Source organism: Bacteroides sp. NGMCC 1.200775, from assembly GCF_040798045.1.
GTDB lineage: Bacteria > Bacteroidota > Bacteroidia > Bacteroidales > Bacteroidaceae > Bacteroides > Bacteroides hominis.
In genome coordinates this window covers 56,977-77,709 of the sequence record NZ_JASCQK010000007.1, presented here as the reverse complement: position 1 = coordinate 77,709, position 20,733 = coordinate 56,977, and the positions used below count along the sequence as shown (strand labels likewise).

General features: G+C 45.8%; 10 protein-coding genes. 5 read left to right on the top strand and 5 right to left on the bottom strand.

Annotated elements, in window-relative coordinates:
* Positions 1-2: 2 nt before the first annotated feature.
* The 4 genes from QK890_RS16930 to QK890_RS16915 all read right to left on the bottom strand — a co-directional run bounded on the left by QK890_RS16930 (position 3) and on the right by QK890_RS16915 (position 8,413).
* Positions 3-1,322 (bottom strand): sugar porter family MFS transporter, encoded by a 1,320-nt coding sequence (locus QK890_RS16930; RefSeq protein ID WP_005781934.1) that lies wholly within the window; start codon positions 1,320-1,322, stop codon positions 3-5.
* A 12-nt stretch (positions 1,323-1,334) separates the two neighbouring features.
* Positions 1,335-3,404, bottom strand: a complete 2,070-nt coding sequence (locus QK890_RS16925; RefSeq protein ID WP_032539157.1) for a pyruvate formate lyase family protein — start codon at positions 3,402-3,404, stop codon at positions 1,335-1,337.
* The gene (locus QK890_RS16920; RefSeq protein WP_032530302.1) at positions 3,401-4,186 is read right to left on the bottom strand and encodes a glycyl-radical enzyme activating protein; all 786 of its coding nucleotides are present in this window, start codon (positions 4,184-4,186) and stop codon (positions 3,401-3,403) included. The genes QK890_RS16925 and QK890_RS16920 overlap by 4 nt, the downstream gene beginning before the upstream one ends.
* A 198-nt stretch (positions 4,187-4,384) precedes the next feature.
* Positions 4,385-8,413, bottom strand: a complete 4,029-nt coding sequence (locus QK890_RS16915) for a two-component regulator propeller domain-containing protein (protein ID WP_032539158.1) — start codon at positions 8,411-8,413, stop codon at positions 4,385-4,387.
* A 320-nt stretch (positions 8,414-8,733) separates the two neighbouring features.
* Between QK890_RS16915 and QK890_RS16910 the strand changes: the two genes are divergently transcribed.
* From QK890_RS16910 to QK890_RS16900, 3 genes are read left to right on the top strand one after another with little or no spacing between them, the layout of a single operon-like run.
* Positions 8,734-11,904, top strand: coding sequence for a TonB-dependent receptor (locus QK890_RS16910; RefSeq protein WP_022011252.1), 3,171 nt, complete (start codon positions 8,734-8,736; stop codon positions 11,902-11,904).
* Between the two features lie 11 nt (positions 11,905-11,915).
* Complete coding sequence (locus QK890_RS16905) at positions 11,916-13,895, top strand: RagB/SusD family nutrient uptake outer membrane protein (RefSeq protein ID WP_005811641.1); 1,980 nt, start codon at positions 11,916-11,918, stop codon at positions 13,893-13,895.
* 18 nt (positions 13,896-13,913) lie between these two features.
* Positions 13,914-15,221, top strand: a complete 1,308-nt coding sequence (locus QK890_RS16900; RefSeq protein ID WP_005811639.1) for a hypothetical protein — start codon at positions 13,914-13,916, stop codon at positions 15,219-15,221.
* Here QK890_RS16900 and QK890_RS16895 read toward each other — a convergent pair.
* Positions 15,207-15,404: a hypothetical protein gene (locus QK890_RS16895; protein WP_137569994.1), complete on the bottom strand. Its 198-nt coding sequence runs from the start codon at positions 15,402-15,404 to the stop codon at positions 15,207-15,209. The two genes, QK890_RS16900 and QK890_RS16895, sit on opposite strands and share 15 nt — an antisense overlap.
* Before the next feature lie 38 nt (positions 15,405-15,442).
* On the opposite strand from QK890_RS16895, the gene QK890_RS16890 reads away from it, so the two are divergent.
* Together QK890_RS16890 and QK890_RS16885 are read left to right on the top strand one after the other, a co-directional pair.
* A complete protein-coding gene (locus QK890_RS16890; RefSeq protein ID WP_022011253.1) occupies positions 15,443-18,193 on the top strand; it encodes a DUF5695 domain-containing protein in 2,751 nt (916 codons plus the stop codon).
* A 1-nt stretch (position 18,194) separates the two neighbouring features.
* Positions 18,195-20,657: a glycoside hydrolase family 127 protein gene (locus QK890_RS16885; RefSeq protein ID WP_032539159.1), complete on the top strand. Its 2,463-nt coding sequence runs from the start codon at positions 18,195-18,197 to the stop codon at positions 20,655-20,657.
* Positions 20,658-20,733 lie beyond the last annotated feature (76 nt).

The following is a 20,733-nucleotide window of genomic DNA, read 5'->3' as shown; positions in this document are numbered from 1 at the left end:
GGTTAATTGGTCAGTTCTTTTTGTATTTGTTCCAGGGATTTGTTCTTTGTTTCCGGAAGTCTGAGGGCAAAGAAAAAGCTTAAGAACATCATAATGGCAAAGAAACTGAAAATGAAAGTACCTCCTGTACGGATGAAGACAGGAAACATCCAAGAAAGCAGGGCGGACCATACCCAGTGTGTCATGCTACCCAGCACTTGCCCCTTAGACCGGACACTATTGGGGAAAACTTCAGAGATTAAAACCCAAATAACCGCACCCAGTGAAATAGCAAAGAATGCGATAAATCCCATCAGACAGGCAAGCATATAATAACCTGAGAAAGTATCCTGACAGAATCCTTTAGCTACTAATGCCAAAGAAATAGCCATACCGATAGAACCGATGTAGAGTAGCTTTTTTCGTCCTACCTGATCTATCAGAATCATTCCGATCATGGTAAATGTGAGGTTTGTCAGCCCGATTACTATAGATTGCATCATGGCAGAGTCAGTAAATACACCTGACATCTCAAAAATTCTGGGAGCGTAGTAAAGGATAGCGTTGATTCCAGATAACTGGTTAAAGGTAGCAATAAGGAAAGCATAGAGGATTGGTTTACGGTATTTGCGTTGGAAGAGCTTTTCGCCACAGTTTCCTGTCGCTACCAGAGATTCTCTGATTTCATGTACTTCTTGTTCAATATCCGCATTACTGACTTCTTTTATGATGCGACGGGCTTCGGTTTCCTTGTTTTGCTTTACCAGCCAACGAGGGCTCTCCGGTACGGTGTATAGTAGGAGTGCAAACACAATGGCGGGAATGGCTTCGACTCCCAACATCCATTGCCAGTCGTGTGCAATGCCATGTATCCAATAGTTGGAGAAGTAGGCAAGTACAATACCCAAGACAATATTGAACTGGAAGAATGCGACAAAACGTCCACGCCAGCGTGAAGGAGATATTTCGGCAATGTACATGGGACCGACTACGGATGAGGCTCCTACGGCCAGTCCACCGGCAAAGCGGAAAAATAAAAAGGAATACCAGTCGATGATGGCAGCACTGCCCACGGCAGAAACAAAATAGAGGAAAGCAATTATTTTTAGTGCTTTCAGGCGTCCGTATTTCTCTACGGGTTTACTACAGATGAAAGCTCCGATGATAGTACCGATTAAAGCGATGGCAATGGTAAAACCATGGCTGAAATCGGATAGGCCATATACTGTTTGGATGGATTTTTCAGCTCCGGATATTACTGCGGTATCGAATCCAAAAAGTAATCCTCCCAGGGATGCCACGAAGGCAATGTAAAACATGAAATTCTTTACTGTATTTTTCATAATGCAGATGTTTTATAGACCGAATTCGATCCGGTTAATAACATGATTCTGGTAACATTCGTCTAACTCTACAAAGTATCCGCTCCATCCCCATACCCGGACAATCAGGTTCTTGTGTTGTTCGGGGTGTTTACGGGCATGTAGCAGTTTCTCCCGGCTGACTGTATTTAACTGTAGCTGGTGACCACCAAGGACAACATAGGTTTTCACAAGCATACCCAATTTTTCAATGGTTTCGTCGTTGCTGAATACAGACTGGTCGAATTCCAGGGTGAGGGGGCCGCCATTGACAACACGATCCAGGTGCTGCTTGGTAAATGATTTAATAACAGATATCGGTCCTTTTTGCTTGAGAAACAGGCTGGGGGAATAATTTGCCGGGATCATTTCACCATCGTTACGTCCATCGGGAGTAGCACGCAATTGATTGGAATGAAAAATGTAGTACATGGCTGTTCCGGTACCTGCCCGATAAACTCCTCCGCGTTCATTTCGTTTATCGGCTAACGACTGATCGAAAGAGTCGAGTAGAGCTCCGGCTATCAGGTCGGCATAATCATTATCCTGTCCCATTTTGGGAGCTTCTTCTCTTAGCTTTTTCTGTAACTCTTCATAGCCTTGGAAGTTGTTTCTTATAGCAGTAAGCAGAGTGGTATAATCTATGTTCTGTTCTTCAAAATAGTATTTTTTCAGAGCAGCAAGGGCGTCGGTGGCAGTTGCAATGCCGGTCCCGTGAATGCCATAGTTATTATAGTAAGATCCTTCTGAAATATCTTTGGCTCTTTCAATGGTGCCATCCATAAGCAAAGACATCATAGGAGAAGGGATAATGTAGAGATTCCGGTGTTTTTCGCAGATTGTATCGACTTCTTTTTGTATTTCCTGTTCAACCAGTGTATAAAAAGATGGATAATCCGGGCAAGTGTTGAGCTTTTCAATGCATCGGTCTACACATCCTATTAAAGAAACAGCGTCTATATTGGGAATATCCATGGCTTTACCGGGGATGATGAACTCCCAGCAGGCAGCCACGACATAGTTGTATGCGTCCTCTTTCGAATATCCTTTGCGGATAAGTCCCGGAATGATGACGTCGTCATTGCTGTATTGTGGAAAGCCCAGCCCTATTTTTGTCAGGCGGGAACCTAAAGTGAATATCTCGTTGGGAGTACCTTGGTCTACACGAATGTTGATTTTGGGATCAATCAGCTTCAATTCGTAACTTGCTTGCAAACACATGCGTGACAGGTCGTTGAACAAGTATTCACCGTTTGCGTTGCGTCCTCCCAATACTAAGCTCTGACCGTTGTCGCCTTGCTGCATACCCGGATACAGGTCACTGTCTTTGTTGCATACCAGGAAAAATTCTTCAAGTAAGTCAAATGCTTCCTCTTTGGTAAGTGTTCCATTTTCCAAGTCTTTTTGATAGAAAGGATACATATATTGGTCGAAACGACTGAGTGTGTTGTGATAGTTACCTGCTTCCCAAATGGAGAAATGGAGAATCCTCAAAAGTTGTAGGGCCTGTCTGAAGTTTTGGGCTCCTTCTGTTTTGACGGTGTGCAAAGTATATGCTGTTTCTGTCTCGTTAATGGATAATGCATATTGCTCGTATTTCTCAATTAAATTTTGTATGGATATGATGCTTTGATACATTGCTTGCAGGAATGTTTTTTCTCTTTCATTTAATGAGGGTGTTTCCTGACGTTTCCGAATCTCTTGTTTCCGTGCTTCCAACCCATGTCGGATTGTGTAAGCATAATTAGGAGAGATGTTACATACCGTACCTTTTTCATGGATATAATGTTTGCTTTTGATTTCATTCCATTCTTCCGGGGTATAGGGATCCGGTATTTGGGTGAGGGTGCGGGTAAAAACGATTCTTTCACCCGGAAGTATAACCGGAGTTTCGGCATCCATTGAGGCAGCAAAGCAAGCTGTGGCGCGTTCTACAGGAGATAAACCATGTAGAGCATAGGACGTACTCAATTTATCAAGTCCTACGCTCTGTAGTGTTCTTCTTTGTGAGTGGTGTTGTTTATCTAAAATATACGTTTTTAGATAGTTAATTCTTTCGTTCATACAATTAGATTTTTGATATTATTTTCTTCGAATACATTATAGATTTGTGGTGTTTTTCCGGTATCGAACGGAGGGTGATACTTTTCTCCGATCATTGCGTATTTGGCACCTGCTGTCCGGTGATATCTGAGGATCTCGACGCGTATCAGGTTTTGGGCATTTTTGATTCTTTCGAAAATGGCTGTCATATTTTCCCGGGTATCGTTGACACCTGGAATCAGTGGTATCCGAAGGATGAAATCCTGCCCTGAATCGCAAAGTACGGTAAGGTTTTTTAGTATGATCGTATTATCTACACCTGTATATTTTCGATGCATCTCCGGATCTGTGTGTTTGATGTCGAACAGGATCAGATTTGCCAAGGAAATAACTTTGCTGAAAGTATGAGTGTTTGCATATCCGCTTGTTTCGATAGCAGTATGTATATCCGGAAGTTGTTCGAGCAATTCGGTGATGAAATCCGGTTGAAACAAAGGCTCTCCTCCTGTTAGTGTTATTCCTCCCCGGTTAAGCCTATAGATATCCCGGTTCTTTTCAATTATGGCAATCAGTTCTTCTACAGTTATCTGATATCCACAAATGCTTTTGACTCCTTTCTTAATCATGTATTGTGGTTGTGGTGAGATGCCCTCGGGGTTATGGCACCATGCACAGTGTAAAGGACATCCTTTTAAGAATATCGTTGTTCGGATTCCCGGTCCGTCGTGGATGGCAAACTCCTCTATGCTGAATATTGTTCCTGTTTTCATTGTGTTTGGATTAACAATGGCAAATATATACATAATATTTTGAACAGGTACGAACTGGTATGTATGTTGTTGAGCATGTATTCGTGTTAAAATACAGAATATTAATAGCTCTTATTATTCATATGGGTAATGTTTATGGGAGTAGAGGCTATTATCCGGCATTTACAAAAAACGAATGTATCCGACCACTTTTAGAATGTATTTTTCCGAATGGGTGATGAACCGGTCTGTTTACTGACCTTTGCTGTTCTTGAATTCATTGGGTGTCACTCCACAGAAACGCTTAAATGTTTTGCTGAAGTAGCTGGGATTATTGAATCCAAGCTGCCATGAGATTTCGGCGATAGTCAGATTGGTTTTTATAATCTTTACTTTGGCAACATCGATCTTGATTTTATTTATAAATTCGGTGGCACTCAGATTTAACAGTTTCTTCAGCTTATTGTATAGTTGGGTTCGGCTGATGTTCATGTGTGCAGTCAATTGATCGACACTCAATTCCGGTTCTTCGATATGTTCGATGACGAATTGGGTCAACGATTTGATAAACTCTTCGTCTTTGTTGTTAAGTTCTTCGTTGAGTTCGAATATTTTCATATCGTGATAATGTTCGCGGATATTACTTTTAGCTTTGAGTAAATTGGTGATTCTGAGGTTCAGTTCATCAAAAGTGAAAGGTTTTTCGATATAGGCATCTGCTCCTGCCGATAATCCCTGCAACTCGTTCTCTTTCGAAGGTTGAGAAGTGATAAGAATGACCGGAATGTGAGAATACTCCCGAGAGGTTTTAATATACCTGCTCAATTCATATCCGTCCATATAAGGCATCATGATGTCACTGATAATGATGTCGATAATGTGTGTTTTCAGCAATTCGACAGCTTCCTGCCCGTTATAAGCTGTTTTCACTTTATATAAACGTAGTAATTTACTTTTTAATATGTTGTTGATATCCGGATTATCTTCTACCAGTAGTACAGTCATTTTCTTTTCTGTATTTGCGGCATTCATATCTTCTTTTAACCCGGAGTTATTGAGTAGGTATACAGTGTCTGCTACTACGTCGGGGGAATTGACGATATCCAGCGTTTCATCGGGAACGATCATATCTTTAGAGTCTTCTACCAGAGGTAATCTTACTTTGAAGGTCGTGCCACTATTTTGATGGCTTTCTATCTCAACCGTGCCTGAAAGTAGTTGAACTAATCCATTCACCAAAGCCAGACCGATACCTGTATTAGAATATTTCTGATCAGACGAATCGGTTTTATGGAAAGGTTGCATGACAGCCTCCCGTTGTTCCGGATGAATATAAGAGCTGCTGTTGTGGCAAGAAAGAATCAGTTGTCCGGCATTCTTATCCACATCGATCCTGAAGTTTATTTCACTCTGAGGATCAGAATGTTTGAAGGCATTGCTGAGCAGATTGCTGATGATTTTTTCAATCTTGTCTCTGTCGAAGACCGTATAGTAGGAATCTGTTGAGGTTGTATATTGAAAGACAACCTGTTTTTGTCTGAAGACAGGGATGAACAATTCGAAGATACTACGTCCGTATGTCATGATGTCTCCTTTCACATATTCTATACGGGCGTGATCGGTTTCTACGGAACGAAACTCCAGAAGCTGATTGATAAGAAACTGAAGGCGTTGGATGTTCCGATTGATTATTTTCATTTCTTCTCCGGTGATTGTGTTGTTCCGGCTGATTGATATATCTTCGAATACGGCCATCAGTATAGACAAAGGAGTCTTAAATTCGTGGGTGATATAAGTGAAGAAATTTAGCTTATGCTTGTTTAGTTCGCGCAGGTTGTTCTTTTCCATGCGTTCGATGCGTATATCCATTTTATCACGCATGCGAATGCGGTAGAAGCGGACAATTATAAAGCCGATCAGGAGCCCGATTAAAGAGTAAATGGTGATCATGAAGCCACTCAATAGAAAGTGAGGAAGGATGTTTACAGTGATTTCACGGCGGTCGAATACAACTCCGTTTTTCCCGATAACCCGTACATGGAATTTATAAGTTCCGGGATCGAGGTTGGTATAAGTGACTGATTGTGGGATTTGTTGTGTTGTGTTCCACTCGGTCTCCATACCCTCCAGATAATATTCACAAGAAAGTTGTGACTGACAGTTTTCATTGTAGTTGATTACCAGGAAGTCAAAAGTCAGGGTATTCATACCGTGAGGTAAGCGGATAAGGGACGTACTGTCGATATTGCTTTGCAGGATACCATCCGGTGACGGCTGCACATGCTTATTGAAAACCTTGAAGTCTGAGAAAGTCAGGTGGATATCGTTTGTAGGGTTGTTATGGTTCAATCCTTCCGGCCGGAAAAAGCATACACCATTGATACTTCCGAAGTAGAGAGTACCGTTTGTATCTTTATAACCCGGACAGGTATTAAACTGATTCGAAATCAGATTGTCGGATACCTTGTAGTGGGCAAAACTCTGACTTTCCGGATTAAATGAGAAAATACCGTTGTCCGTACTCATCCATAGATAGCCGAAACCGTCTTCCTGTATGGAATAGATGTCTCTCTGCCGGAGTTCGTTCTTTTTCCCGAAAACCTGTATACTGTCTGCATTTGCATCATATTTCATCAGTCCTCCATTACTGGTGCCAAACCAGACATCTCCTTTCGAATCGATAAAGCTGCAATAGATGTTATCGCTGGTCATAGTTTTACAACCTGTCGCTCCTTTCTGGTATCGGTGGATGCTATGGGTAGGAATATGATACCGGAAGATGCCGTTGAAGTGTGCAGAAAACCAGATATTATCTTTTTTATCACGTATGATGTCGTCAATGCGTATAAGTCGGAATACATCCGGAAGAAAGGGGGTGAATGAATCTGTCTGAAAATGATAGATATTGACTCCCTGGCTTGTGCCTATGAACATAGTATCGGGGTTGTGAACATAGAGCTTATAGATTGAATTATTGGATAACCCCGTATCTCTTCCTGCCAAATTCTTATATGAGCGGATATATCCCCTCTCCAAATCCACCTTTTGTAGGCCGTCGACAAAATTGCCAATCCATATATTGCCGGAGTAATCTTCGGCTAATGCGTGTACGTTGTCTCCGTTTAGCGATGGATGGGTCGATTTGTTTAGGTACCTGATGTGACCGTCCGGATAAAGAATGGAGATTCCGTGATCTTCGGAAGCAAACCATAACGCTCCCTTTTTATCTTTGATGATGTTACTGATCGCTTTTCCTTTCAGGTATTGTTTCCCATTATCTGCTATCAGGTAGTGGAAGTTGTTTTCAGTCAGGCTGGTATAGTTGATACCTCCAAAGAATGTACCGATCCACATAATATCTCCACGACTTTTATAAATGGTGTAGATTGCATTATCGTTCAGTCCGGACTGGACATCTTTCGCATGCTGGCGGTATTGTACGTAACTGTTGTCCGTGTAGTCGTAGATGAAAAGTCCGTTTTCGGTTCCGATCCATAGATTTCCCCGCATATCTTCCTGAATGCAGCGGATATAGCGCATGTCTTTTCTGTCTTGTGAAGAGAACTCCACTGAAACGAACTGGTTATAATTCTTATTATATCGGTACAATCCGTTTTCGGTAGTTCCCAGCCATAGAGTGCCCTGAGAATCTTTGTAGATGGAAGTGAATTCGACAGGATAGTCGGAAGAGACTTCTGCCGCTGTGATTTTCCGGGTCATTTGTCCGTTGGGGCGGAAACAATAAATCGTATTCGGACCGACAGCCCATACATTTCCGTTAATATCCAGTGTTACTTTTATAATCAATCCTTTGTAGAGCAGTGCCATGCTTTGCTCTACTTTATTATACGCATAGAGTCCGGAATCTGATGCGATGAAGACTGAACGTCCGTCGTAGACCATGTCCAGCACGTATAGTGGGGTCTTGGTTTGCGGAACAATAGTGGTGAACTTCTCTTTCATCATATCGTATAAGCACACCCCCTCATTAGTTCCCATCAATAGAGTATCTTTCCCAAGCAGAAGCAGTTTCTCGATGCAGTTTGAAGAAAGTCCGTCATCCGACTTGTAGTATTGTTTAATGTTGTATCCGTCATACCTGTTCAGTCCTTTGAGGGTTGCAATCCAAATATATCCTTTCGAATCCTGCACAATATCGCGTACGGCACTATATGTAAGTCCGTGTTGACTGCCCAGAGAGTGGAACATAAGTTCATTCTGTTGTGCATTTAGTATAACAGAAGAAATAAATAAAATCAGGGTAAAAAAGCTCTTCTTCATTCGTCTCTTAATTACGTACAACACAAAAGTCTGAAATAAAAACGAATCAGAAAGGCACTTATGGTCACAAACTGATATTTATATTCACTATGGTAATGTTTGGTGTAAATATGAATATGAGTATCAGTGAATAATTTATTGTTCTATGGTTCGGGTCTCTTTTCGCCTACTTTTGCTGAAACAACAAAACAGTAAAATACGAATGCAAAAACAACTGAGTATGGAACCACACAAAATGGACTCGTCCTGATTTGGCTTCGGGACTTGACAAAGAAACTAAAAATGTATGAATCCTTTTTAATGACTAAATTACTAATATTATGAATCTAAAAGATCTGAACAACCTTAGAGCAGATACCGAAGGCAGGATAAAAGCCGTCTTCTTAATATGCATGTTTGTGCTGGTGTCGGCAGGTGGATTTGCTCAAAACACAAAGAGCATTTCGGGTACAGTGAGAGAGAAAGGCAGTAATGAAACTGTTATTGGAGCCACTGTACAAGTGAAAGGGGCACACAACGGGGTGATTACTAATGAAAACGGAGAGTATACGATTAAAAACGTATCTCCGGGACAAGTACTTGTTTTTTCGATGATCGGCATGAATACGGTTGAGAAAACCGTAGGCAGTCAGAATCGGATAGATGTACTGATGGATTCGGGAGTGCTGATTGATGAAGTGGTGGTGACTGGTTATCAGACTCAGCGTAAAGTAGACTTAACCGGATCTGTATCCAGTTTGAGCTCCGACCAGTTTATGCAAACCAATCCGTTAAGCCTGGAACAAGCCTTGAAAGGCAAAATATCCGGTGTACAGGTAATGAACAATGATGGTGCGCCGGGTGGAGGAATCACGATTAAGATTCGTGGAGCCAGTTCTATTACGGCAGGCAGCTCGCCTTTGTATGTCATTGACGGTTTCCCGCTTCCTATCTCGGACGATCCGCTGGAAAGTCCTTTAGCAACTATCTCTCCCGATGCCATCGAGAGTATCTCTATCTTGAAAGACGTATCGTCTACTGCCATTTATGGGGCGCAGGGTGCCAATGGTGTTGTGCTGATTACTACCAAGAAAGGTGCGGCCGGTATGAGTGAGATTTCCGTAAAAGCTACTTATGGTATCAGTAAACTGGCAAATTCAATCCCGATGCTGGGTGCCGAAGATTACATGCGTGCATATATGCGTGATATGATTATGAGCGGACGCTGGCAGAATGCCGATTTCTACCAGGAGTATAAAGATCAGGTATGGAATACCAATCCTTCCCGTTTCCAGTTCTATCCGGATCTCTGTTTGCAGAATGGTACCAAGCAGAATTATGAAGTGTCTTACAGAGGCGGAACCGAACGGATACAGAACTCTACCATTTTCTCGTTGATGAACGAAGACGGTATCGCAATCAATACCGGGTTTAAGCGATTCTATTTCCAGACGAATAACAGCATCAAACTGCTTCCACAACTGACTTTGAACACGAATATCTCGTATGAGCACAATATTCGTAGCGGTGCTTTCTGGACAGAAGGAAACATTTTCAATGAAATACAGACTTTCTCTCCACTTGTTCCCAAAGAGTGGACTTTCCAGGAGATAGATGACAACCTGTACTATACAGGTAAAATGGATAATCCTTATCGGAAGCTGAAAGACATTGATTACAATAATAAAAATAATACTTTCTTCGGTCAGGCGGAATTGGTATACAACATTAATGATAACTGGTTTGTAAAAGGCGGTATTGGCGTTCGTATCCCTAAAGGGGAAGTCAAAGAATTTGTTCCGAAGACCATCCAGCGCGGTTATGATAATAATGGCTTGGCTACGTATGCTACACAAAGCGGATTAAATATGCGTGGAGTGATACAGGCCGGATTCAATAAAGTATTCAACAAGGTACACAGTCTTTCGGTGAATGCCGTGTATGAGGCCAATACCAATAAGTATGAAACCTTTAATCAGGAATATTCCCAGTTCAATACCGATTTGGGGTGGGAAGGTATTTATGATGCAAAAAGTGGTAACCATGTGAAGTCTCCCGGTGTATCTTACGAAAAGATAGCCATGCTCTCGGGAGTGTTTATGGCCAACTATTCTTATAAAGGCCGTTACTTGTTGAAAGCTTCCATGCGTGCTGACGGTTCTTCTAAATTCAGTCCCGATAACCGTTGGGGATTCTTTCCATCCGGTGCGCTGGGTTGGAGAGTTTCAGAAGAAGAATTCTTCAAGAATGTGCCTTGGCTGGAGAAGAACGTAAGCAACCTGAAGCTACGTTTCAGCTATGGCCAGGTGGGTAACGACCAGATTGCTCCTTATGCTTATGCACAGACATTGTCTTCCAGCCAGCGTCAGGCCATCTTTGGTGACGGAGCTATCCCGGCTTTGTATACCAGCCGTATGGCGAACCCGGAGATCAGTTGGGAGGTGACCGAAGAGTTTAACGGTGGTCTCGACCTGGATATGTTCAATAACCGCCTGAATGTGTCATTGGACCTCTATACAAAGACTACCCGTGATATGCTGCTCGAACAAAATCTGCCACGTACTTCCGGTTTCGGGAAGGTGACCCGTAACATTGGTTCGGTGCGTAACCGCGGATTTGAGATCAGTGTAGGCGGTGTGCTTATTGATAAAAAGGACTTTACCTGGAATGCTACGGTGAACTTTAGCTCCAATCAGTCCAAGGTGCTTAGCTTAGGTACTGAAACACAGATGCTCGAAGGACGTCCCGTAGGTTCGGCTTCCGGTTCGGAGAATGTTCTGATTAAAAAAGGATATCCTCTCGGACTCTTCTATGGTTTGCAGATGGAAGGCATCCGCAGCAACTGGCATTCGGATTATAACGGTATAGGCAGTGCCGATTCTCCTTGGTGGTATGCTACCGAGAGAGAGATGCCTTACGGTTTCCCATCCTTTGCCGATACCAATGGAGACGGAAAAGTGGATATGAGTGACCGTGTTGTGATCGGAGACGTGAATCCGGTGTTTATCGGTGGTTTGAACACTCGTCTGCGCTGGAAGTTCATCGAACTGGCTATGGACTTCAGTTGGTCATACGGAAATGATATTATCAATGGTAATGTATACAACCTGATGAACAACGGGGATATCCGCAATAAATCGGCTGTGTATTATAAAGATGCCTGGTTTGCGAACAATCCTACCGGTACTTTTACAGGTCCCGGCGCCATTGACTGGTCAGGATATATGTGGGCTGCTTCCAACTCGGAGATGGTGGAAGACGGTTCGTTCCTGAAGATGAACAATCTGGCTGTTACCTTCCGTTTACCGAAGAACGTATTGAAGGCTTGGAAGATTAAAGACCTGGCTCTGACGTATACGATTAACAACGTTTTCTGTCTTACGAACTATTCGGGATATGACCCCGAGGTACGTAGCGGTAGCTCTGTGAACAACCGTATTCTTCCGGGAGTCGACATTTCGGCCTATCCGTACGCCCGCTCTCATATATTCTCACTTAATTTCAAATATTAACAGGTACTGCCATGAAGAAAATATTATTAGCCCTTTTAACCTCTTGCGCCTTAGTGTCGTGTGAGGGGTATTTCGACCAGTTACCGAAAACAGAACTTCCGTCTGAGACTTTCTATACCTCATATGACGCTGCTTTGCGTAATGTTGCTATACTCTATGCCAATGCCGGGCATGTGAACGATGGAATTATGACCAGCGACCGGTTTATGATGCCTTCGCTGATGAATGAAGGTCCGTTCGACCTGACATCTACCTCGGGTAGTGTGCTGAACTTATGGTCAAAGCATTATTCATATATCGCGCAGGCGAACCTGATACTTGAAAGACTGGAAGCTAACAAAGGAGTGATTGACGAGAACGCCGGACATTCTGCATTGGACAAGGCCACCATCACCGGATCGGCAACCGAGATGCTGATGGGCGAGGTGCGTTTCCTCCGGGCTTATGCTTACTTTACTTTGTACCGCTATTACGGTGGTGTGCCCCTGGTCACAGAGCCTACCGGACCGAAACCGGCTTATGTGCCACGGGCAACCCGGCAGGAGATGTTCAAGTTTCTTTATGACGAGATGGCTTATGCACTGGATAAGTGTCTGGATAACCGTTCGGGCATTGCTTACGGCCGTGTGACGAAGGGAGCCGTGGCAGGTATGCTGGCAAAGATGAAGATATTCCATGCTTCTTATATCCGCCGTGCGGAAATGTATGGGGATAAGATCAATGAAACGACGGCTGGCGATGTGGATAAAACGACGTTATATGCCGATGCCGTGAAGTTGTGTGACGATATTATTGCCGGTATATATGGAACTTATGAGCTGGAAGAGTACTTCCCCGCTGTATTTACCAAACGCAACAACGAGATTATGTTCAGCGTGCTGGCAGAAGAAGGGGTGGGCACCGGAAATAAGATACCGATGGGCTTTGCCGGTGAAGGCAAGTACGGTGCTACCGGCGGAAGAAACCTGACCTCGTGGCTGACGCTACTATATGACATACCGATGTGGGAACATAACTACAGTTTCAAGGACGTGTGTATGGATTACGGACAGGTGGACCGCTTCAATGCCGAGAGTCCGAAACCGGGGACAACTCCTTATGATTTGCAGAATCTTTATGACCGTACCGGGAAATACTCCATAACGGGAGATGTTACCCGTCGCATGTGGAGTTCGGTGAAAGGCTGGGTGACCGGTCCTAACAGTGGCGGTGCTCCAGTCGGCTTGTGGGTATTCGAACCTGCCGGACGTGAACTGGGCCCTGAGTTCTACATCGAACCGGGTAAAGTAAACGATTATACCGAAGAGCAGCTTAAAGTCATGGATGTGGCTCTCGAGAGTCACGAACGGGCTTGGTGGAAGAACGAGACGAACGGGCAGAACAAGCCCAACCTCTGGAACTGTAACTGGTGGCAGTTGGGTAAGTTCCGTAACCTGAATCCGAGTGAGCTGAGCTCTACTTTTGATATCAATTACGGTGGTGTGGACTATCCTGTTTTACGTCTGGCTGAGGTTTACTTACTGAAAGCAGAAGCCCAGATTATGCAGGGTCATGCTTCGGAAGGAGTGAAAACGATGAACATCATCCGTGACCGTGCTTGCCATCAGGGTTCCATCAAAGATATGTTTGTCTCTCAGGGAGATGCTCCTTATACTTACCAGCCGGGTTCGGTTATGATGATTCCTACGAATATCAGTCCGGCCAATGCATTGAAGGAGCTGATGTATGAACGTCTGCGCGAACTGGCAGCCGAGGATGATTGCGGGTGGCTCGATGTAGCCCGTTTCCCGGATGTGTCGATGGTCGACTTGGCAGATATCTGCCGTTATCGTGATCCTCTGCAGTTCTTTGATCCGTTTGGTGATCCGGCGCGTGGAGAGTACCTCTGGCATCTTTTCAACGAAGAGAAGGTATACCGGGTGCTGATGCCGATACCGTTTACCGAGTTATCGTTCTTCCCAGAGATGAAACAGAATCCGGGATATTTCTAATACTAAATACGAATGGATATGAAAACAAATAAACTGATTATAGGGCTGCTTGCTGTGGCAGCCACTTCGCTGGTTTCCTGCGAGAAATTTGGTGCAGACGTAGAGACACCGTCTGTCAGCATCTCCGTATCACCCCAGAATCCGAAAGTAGGCGAAGAGGTGACGGTGACCATCAATACCGATGCCCAGTACCTGACGCTTTTTACAGGTGATGAAGGCAAGAAGTTCGAACGTTCGCGCGTTAAAGCCATTATGGAGCACGATTGGGACAGCTTCTATGAAGAGTGTTACCGGGTTTCTTATGCCAAAAATGGGGAAAAGACCCTGTTTTATAAATACTTTAAAGACTATCAGTCCATCGAAGAGGTGAAGAAGGATTTTGAGTTCTTCGGTGCCATTGACAATATCCAGTTGGTCCCCTACAAGAAAGGGGACTTTCCGGAGGCTTTGATGGAGATGAGCTACATAGGGACCAATCAGCTGAAGTTTACGGTGACCGACCGGCGTATCCCTTCGGGCATACGGATGAAACCGGATATCCACATCTTTGGCGGACTGGCCAACCAGCCGGGTAATACGATTATCGAAAGCCGCTTTGTGGCGTGTGATGCCGACCGTGCGATTCGTAAGTATTCTAATGATGCGTGGGTGGCTGCTTACTTCGGCCTGCACACCGAGCAGTTGGAGGACTTTGGCGGATATAGTGCCGGATACAAGTACTATACGATGCAGGATGAGCGTTCGTACGGCGCATTCCAGACCAACGATCCGCTTTCACGCCGTCCTACCGAAGGATTTTATAAACTGGGCGATATGTACAATCGGGATACGTACCTGCAACCCTTCCTGGATCATGGTGAAAAGATCATTCTCCGCCAGGTGGACATGTACGTCAACGGCCGTTCCACCTTTGCGGCAGCCGACGATTCGCCTTATAAGTACGATCTGGATGGGGATGGAGTATTGGAATCGTATGAATGTGAACTCGATCCTGCTACCGGACTTCCGGTTCACGAAGCCGACTATACGAAGTATAAGGGTTTCCAGGGCGATGTCTATCTCTCTTTCATAGAGATGGGGACCGACGAGTACGAACCTTGGAACACGGGTGTTTCGCTGGGTTCTGTATACACTACCGGAGGAATTCAGAAAACTTATAAGTACATTTACACCGGAGCCGGCGATTTTACCATTACGGCCGTTGCCACCAATGTGGGTGACAAAGACTATAAGGGGATCGATTATAGTGAAGAGCGGAGTAACTCGCTGGATGACTACAGTCATAAGAGAGCACTTAGCAGTGTGAAAATTTCAGTGCAGCCGTGATGCTTCTCTGCCGAATGTAAAACAGTGGTTGAGTATCTGCATGGCAGCGTTTATCCACCAGGGCCCCGGACGAAGTACCACCGTATACTCGGACGAAGTACTGCCGTATACCCGGACGAAGTACCTGCGGATAAAAAGTGCCACACAGCCCTCCTGTGACGGATGAGGCACAGCAATGCTCAACTACTGTAGATTACTTTATTAATTAAAGAATGGTGCCTATGAAACTTAAGTATTATATTTCATCCTTACTCTTTCTCTGTCTGAATATTTCTTCTCTCCGGGGTATAACTCCCCAAATGAAAGTCAGTCCGGACGAAAGGGGAGTAAGCTCGCTCGTCTTTCAGGGGGCGGACAATGTCCGCAACTATATAGACCACGGGAAGTATCTGGGCGATTTGAATCTGGCTTACGAAGTCAGGGGGAAAAGCTATGCAGTCTCTCTGGCCGATATTTCCCCACAGATTCTATCCGCCACCTCCGATAAGATACAGATATTCTGGCAGCTTCCTTCGGATGTGCGCCTCTATCAGACTTTCACCATCAAGGGTGAAGAGGTGGACTGGGAGATTGAGTTTTTCAACCGCAGCCACCATCCGGCGACGGTGACGGACCTGTGGTTCTCTTTGCCTGTCGGTGCTTTGGACGAATCTATCCAGGCACATCAGAATCTGAACCGGCACTTCTCTCTGAACGGGAATGCTTCTTTTTTCTACTGGACTCCGCTGACAGGGCAGGGTGACATCCTGCTGATGACCATGCAGAAGGGAACTTCGATTGAATATGCCACAGCGGACGGCAAATATTATCTGCATTCCACCCATGCTGTGGACCGTACAGATGATACCTGGAGATTGCCGTCTACCTCAAAGACTGTACAGCCTTACGGACACTACGTTACCGGTTTCAACTTCACGCTTGCCGGAAATCACGAGGAGATACAGACGAAAATTTATGATAAGCAAGGGGTGATTGTAAAGGTTGCCCCCGGCATGGTCGTTACTCCGGAGATGGAGGTCTGTTGCGCTTTGCGGTCCAAGCTGCCCGTTACCGGATTGACGGCGGAATATCCTGCGGAGATGCAGATCACCAGCCTTGGACAGAAGGCAGGAGATACATATCTGTATAAGTTTCGTTTCTCCCGTTTGGGAGAGAACCTGATAACGGTACGTTACGGAGAAGATCAGGTCTGTTTCCTCGACTTCTTTGTGACGGAACCCCTGGAGACCCTGATTAAAAAGCGGGCACGTTTCATTGTCGGACGGCAGCAGCATCGCGACCCTTCCAAGTGGTACAATGGGCTTTATAGCCTTTGGGATATGGAGAAAGCCGAGTTGCTTTCGCCCGACCACCTGGGAGACTTGCGGGAAGAGTTCATGGTGGGTGGTTCGGACGACCCGTCCAACAGCAAGCCGGTCTATGTGAGTGAAAAGAATGTCATCTATCCCGACCGGGAAGAAATCGCCTCTCTGGAATACTACGAAGAAAACTTCGTATGGGGCAAGTTGCAACGCACAGACCGGGAATATCCTTATCCGTACGGCATTTACGGCAGCGAAAACTGGCATCAGAACCGTAGCGGGAAATATGGTGGATACGAAGATGGCGGTTCGGGCAAGGGACGCATGTGGCGGACCTTCGACTATACCACTCACTTTGCCATTTATTATAACCTTTACCGGATAGCGGAGGATAATCCCGAGATGGTTTCCTACCTTGATGCCGATGGTTATCTGGAACGCGCCTACCGGACGGCAATGGCCTATTTTGAAGTGCCCTATAACATTTTGATGGGCAAGCAATGGACATTTCATGGCTGGACGGACTGGGCTTATAAACAAGGCAACTTTCACGAGCGCTATCTGCTCGACATCATCCGTGCCCTTGAGCAGAAAGGGAGAGAGAAGGATGCGGCCAAGCTGCGTCGTGAATGGGAGAAAAAAGTAACTTATATGGTTTACGAAGATCCCTGGCCCTTTGGCTCCGAGATGTTTGTCGACCGTACAGCCTTTGAGTCTTCCTATTACGTGGCAGAGTATGCGAAGTTGAATCCTATCGAGCCGGAAGAGCAGTTCTGGTACGACAAGAACCTCAAGAAGTGGTATTCGTATACTTCGTTCGATACTGCGATGATCGACCGTTTCATGCAGAACCAGCTGGATGGGAACCTTGCGCTGCGCGGATTGTTTGAGCCGGGATATGCCAATCTGGGCACAGCGTGGAGCGGACAATACGTAAACCTCGACTATATGACCCAAATGGGAGGTGTGGCATTGCTCGATTATGCCTATCGGTTCTCCGACCGGCCGGACAGATACATCAATTACGGATATAACTCTTTACTGGCTTCATGGGCACTGATGAACACCGGTACGAAGGAGACCGGCTTTGGCTATTGGTATAAGGGAGAGCGGAACGATGGTGCTGTCGGCTGGGCCTTCTCACCCTACCAGAACTCACGCACTTACATGAACTATATCAAAGTGGGGCGTTCTCCCTGGCGGTTTGATGGTGAAATAGACCACGGGCTTACCGGAGGCATCCACGGTTCGGGAGTCTATCTGGTGGATGATCCCAACTTCGGGCTGATCGGCTACGGAGCGAATGTCCGGACGGATAAGAACGGAACCGTGAGTATCACTCCCCTTGACGGAGTACGCCGGCAGATACGTATCATGACTCCTGTCCGTTTCTCCATCGAATTGATGCAGGACGGATTCCGGAAAGATCATCCCGTCACCCTCAAAGGGGCAGCCGAAGAACTGAGCTTCTTCATCGAAAACCGTTCCGGCAAACGTCACAACACCACCATCCGGACCGAAGGAATGCCGGAAGGTAAATATACTGTCATGACCGATCACAAAATGATAACGACATTCCACATTGAGGCGGGTAATACACATCATCCTTATTATATAGAGGTGCCCGTTACGGACAAACATACCCAAGTGAAACTTTTAAAAACAAATTAGAATGAAACATGTACTAACAGGGCTATTTCTGCTTCTCCTTACGACAGCCTGTTCGGAAGAGGGACAGCAGACAATAACACCCGTTCCCTTTAATCAGGTGACTTTGACCGATGGGTTCTGGAAAGAAAGGATGCAGACGGAAATCAACGTAACGGTACCTTTCTCCGTTGAGCAGAGCGCACCGGCGGTAGAGCGTTTCCGGCGTTGCGCCGCCTTTCTGGCAGGAGACTCCACAGCCCTTCCCGAGACTCACCGCTTTATAAGCTCCGATCTTTATAAAGTGATGGAAGGAGTGGCTTATTCATTGATGATTCGCCCGGACAAGGAGCTGGAAGAGTTTATGGATGAAGTGACCGACCTGATTGCTGCTTCACAGAAAGAGGACGGATATTTATATATTTCGCATATTTGTGGTAATCCCGATCCCCGAGAGATGGGAGAGAAACCCTACTCGTGGGTTGTTCATAGCCATGAGCTTTATAATGTGGGGCATCTGTACGAAGCAGCGGTAGCCTATTATCAGGCTACGGGTAAGGATAAACTGCTGAATGTCGCCATAAAGAGTGCCAAGCATGTGAATAAGGTGTTCTTTGAAGGAGGTGATCCCAATTATAATGGCGGCAAACCGGTCAATCAGGCTCCGGGGCACGAAGAGATCGAGCTGGCACTCTGCAAGCTATACCGGGTGACAAATGATACGTTGTACCTCAACATGGCAAAGAAGTTCCTTGAGATCAGAGGAGTCACTTACCGTCCGGAAGGTGAGGGAGTAATGGCGCCGACTTACGCACAGCAGCATGCGCCGGTGAAAGAGCAGACCGAAGCTGTTGGGCACGCCGTTCGTGCGGCATATCTATACACAGCCATGGCACAGGTCGATGCCCTGACCGGACTGAATGACTATACCCGTGCGCTCAATTCTATTTGGACGAATCTGGTCACTACCCGTATGCATATCACCGGCGGCCTTGGGGCCATAGAGGGGATGGAAGGCTTCGGGGCTCCTTATGAACTCCCCAATCTGACAGCCTATAATGAAACCTGCGCGGCGGTAGCCAACGTGTTCTTCAATTATGGTATGTACCTGGACAGCGGAGACGCTAAATTCCTCGATATAGCCGAGCTTTCACTCTTTAACAACTCGTTGGCGGGCATCAACCTGCATGGCGACCGTTTTTTCTATGTCAATCCTCTTGAGGCAGACGGAGTGAGACGCTTTAATCATGGGAATGGCGGACGTGCCAAGTGGTTCGGGTGTGCCTGCTGTCCTCCCAATATTTCACGTCTGATCCTGCAAGTGCCGGGCTATATGTACGCCTATAGCAAAGACAGGGTTTACCTGACCTTGTATGGCGGCAGCCAAACGGAAATTCCCCTAGAAGAAACCCGTGTGAAACTGGAGCAGTCCTCTGCCTATCCGTTCGATGGAAAAGTGCGCGTGACGGTGCAGCCCGAAAAGGCAAGTAAATTCTCGGTTTGTATGCGTATCCCTACGTGGGCACGCTCCGGAGAATTTGTTCCGGGGGGACTTTATCCCTATAAACAACCGGGGCACACGGAAATTGAACTGAGCGTTAATGGACAGAAAACAGATTTCAGGATGGAGAAAGGATTTGCCGTTGTCAAGCGTAACTGGGAGCCGGGTGACGTGGTCGAACTCAACATCCCCATGCCGGTGCGTTTTGTAGATTGCATCCCCGAAGTCAGTGAGAATATAGGTAAGACCGCCGTAACCCGCGGCCCATTAGTCTACTGTGCCGAAGAAGTGGATAATGCCGGCCCCGTCCAACGCCTCTATCTGGGCGATGTTAACGAATCACAGGCAAAGGTGGCCAATATATCCTCCGGTGTGCTGCAAGGATTGGAAAGTATCACCCTGCCGGGTATGGAGAAAAAAGTGGAAGGCATCACCACCCGTGAGATCACGATGGTTCCTTACTACGCCTGGTGCAACCGGGGAGACAACCGTACGATGCTGGTTTGGTTGAACGATGAGGCCTCCACCGCCAGCATCGGCCAGCAAGCCATGGCTTATCTCCGTAATATCAAAGCGGTGAACGTATCCTCCCTGGCTGCCGGAAAGAATATTTCCACACGTGCGCTTTGCGACGGAAAAGTATCCGATTCTTCCGCAGACAAGCTGACTGAAAGGTGGATGTCCGACGGCTCGGGCAGACAATGGGTGCAGGTAGACTTCAGAGAACCCTTTCTGCTGAACTCCCTTTCCATGTATTGGCTGGACGATCAGGAAAAAATAGCCATTCCGTCCGGTTGGTCGGTAGAGTATAAGTCGGATGCCGGATGGAATCCCCTTGAACTCTATGTGACGGACTCATATCAGGTGGGCACCGATCGGTTCAACGTAGTACATCCTTCAGGCAGTGTTGAAGTGGAATCCGTTCGTATTCTTATAGAACCTCAGAAAGGAAAATCAATAGGTGTTTCAGAGATAAGGTTTGAGTAGGTTCTTTTTTTTCAGCAGGAAAGAGGGTGTTGTACAGCAGAGGCAACATCCTCTTTCTCTATCAGTACATGCCGTA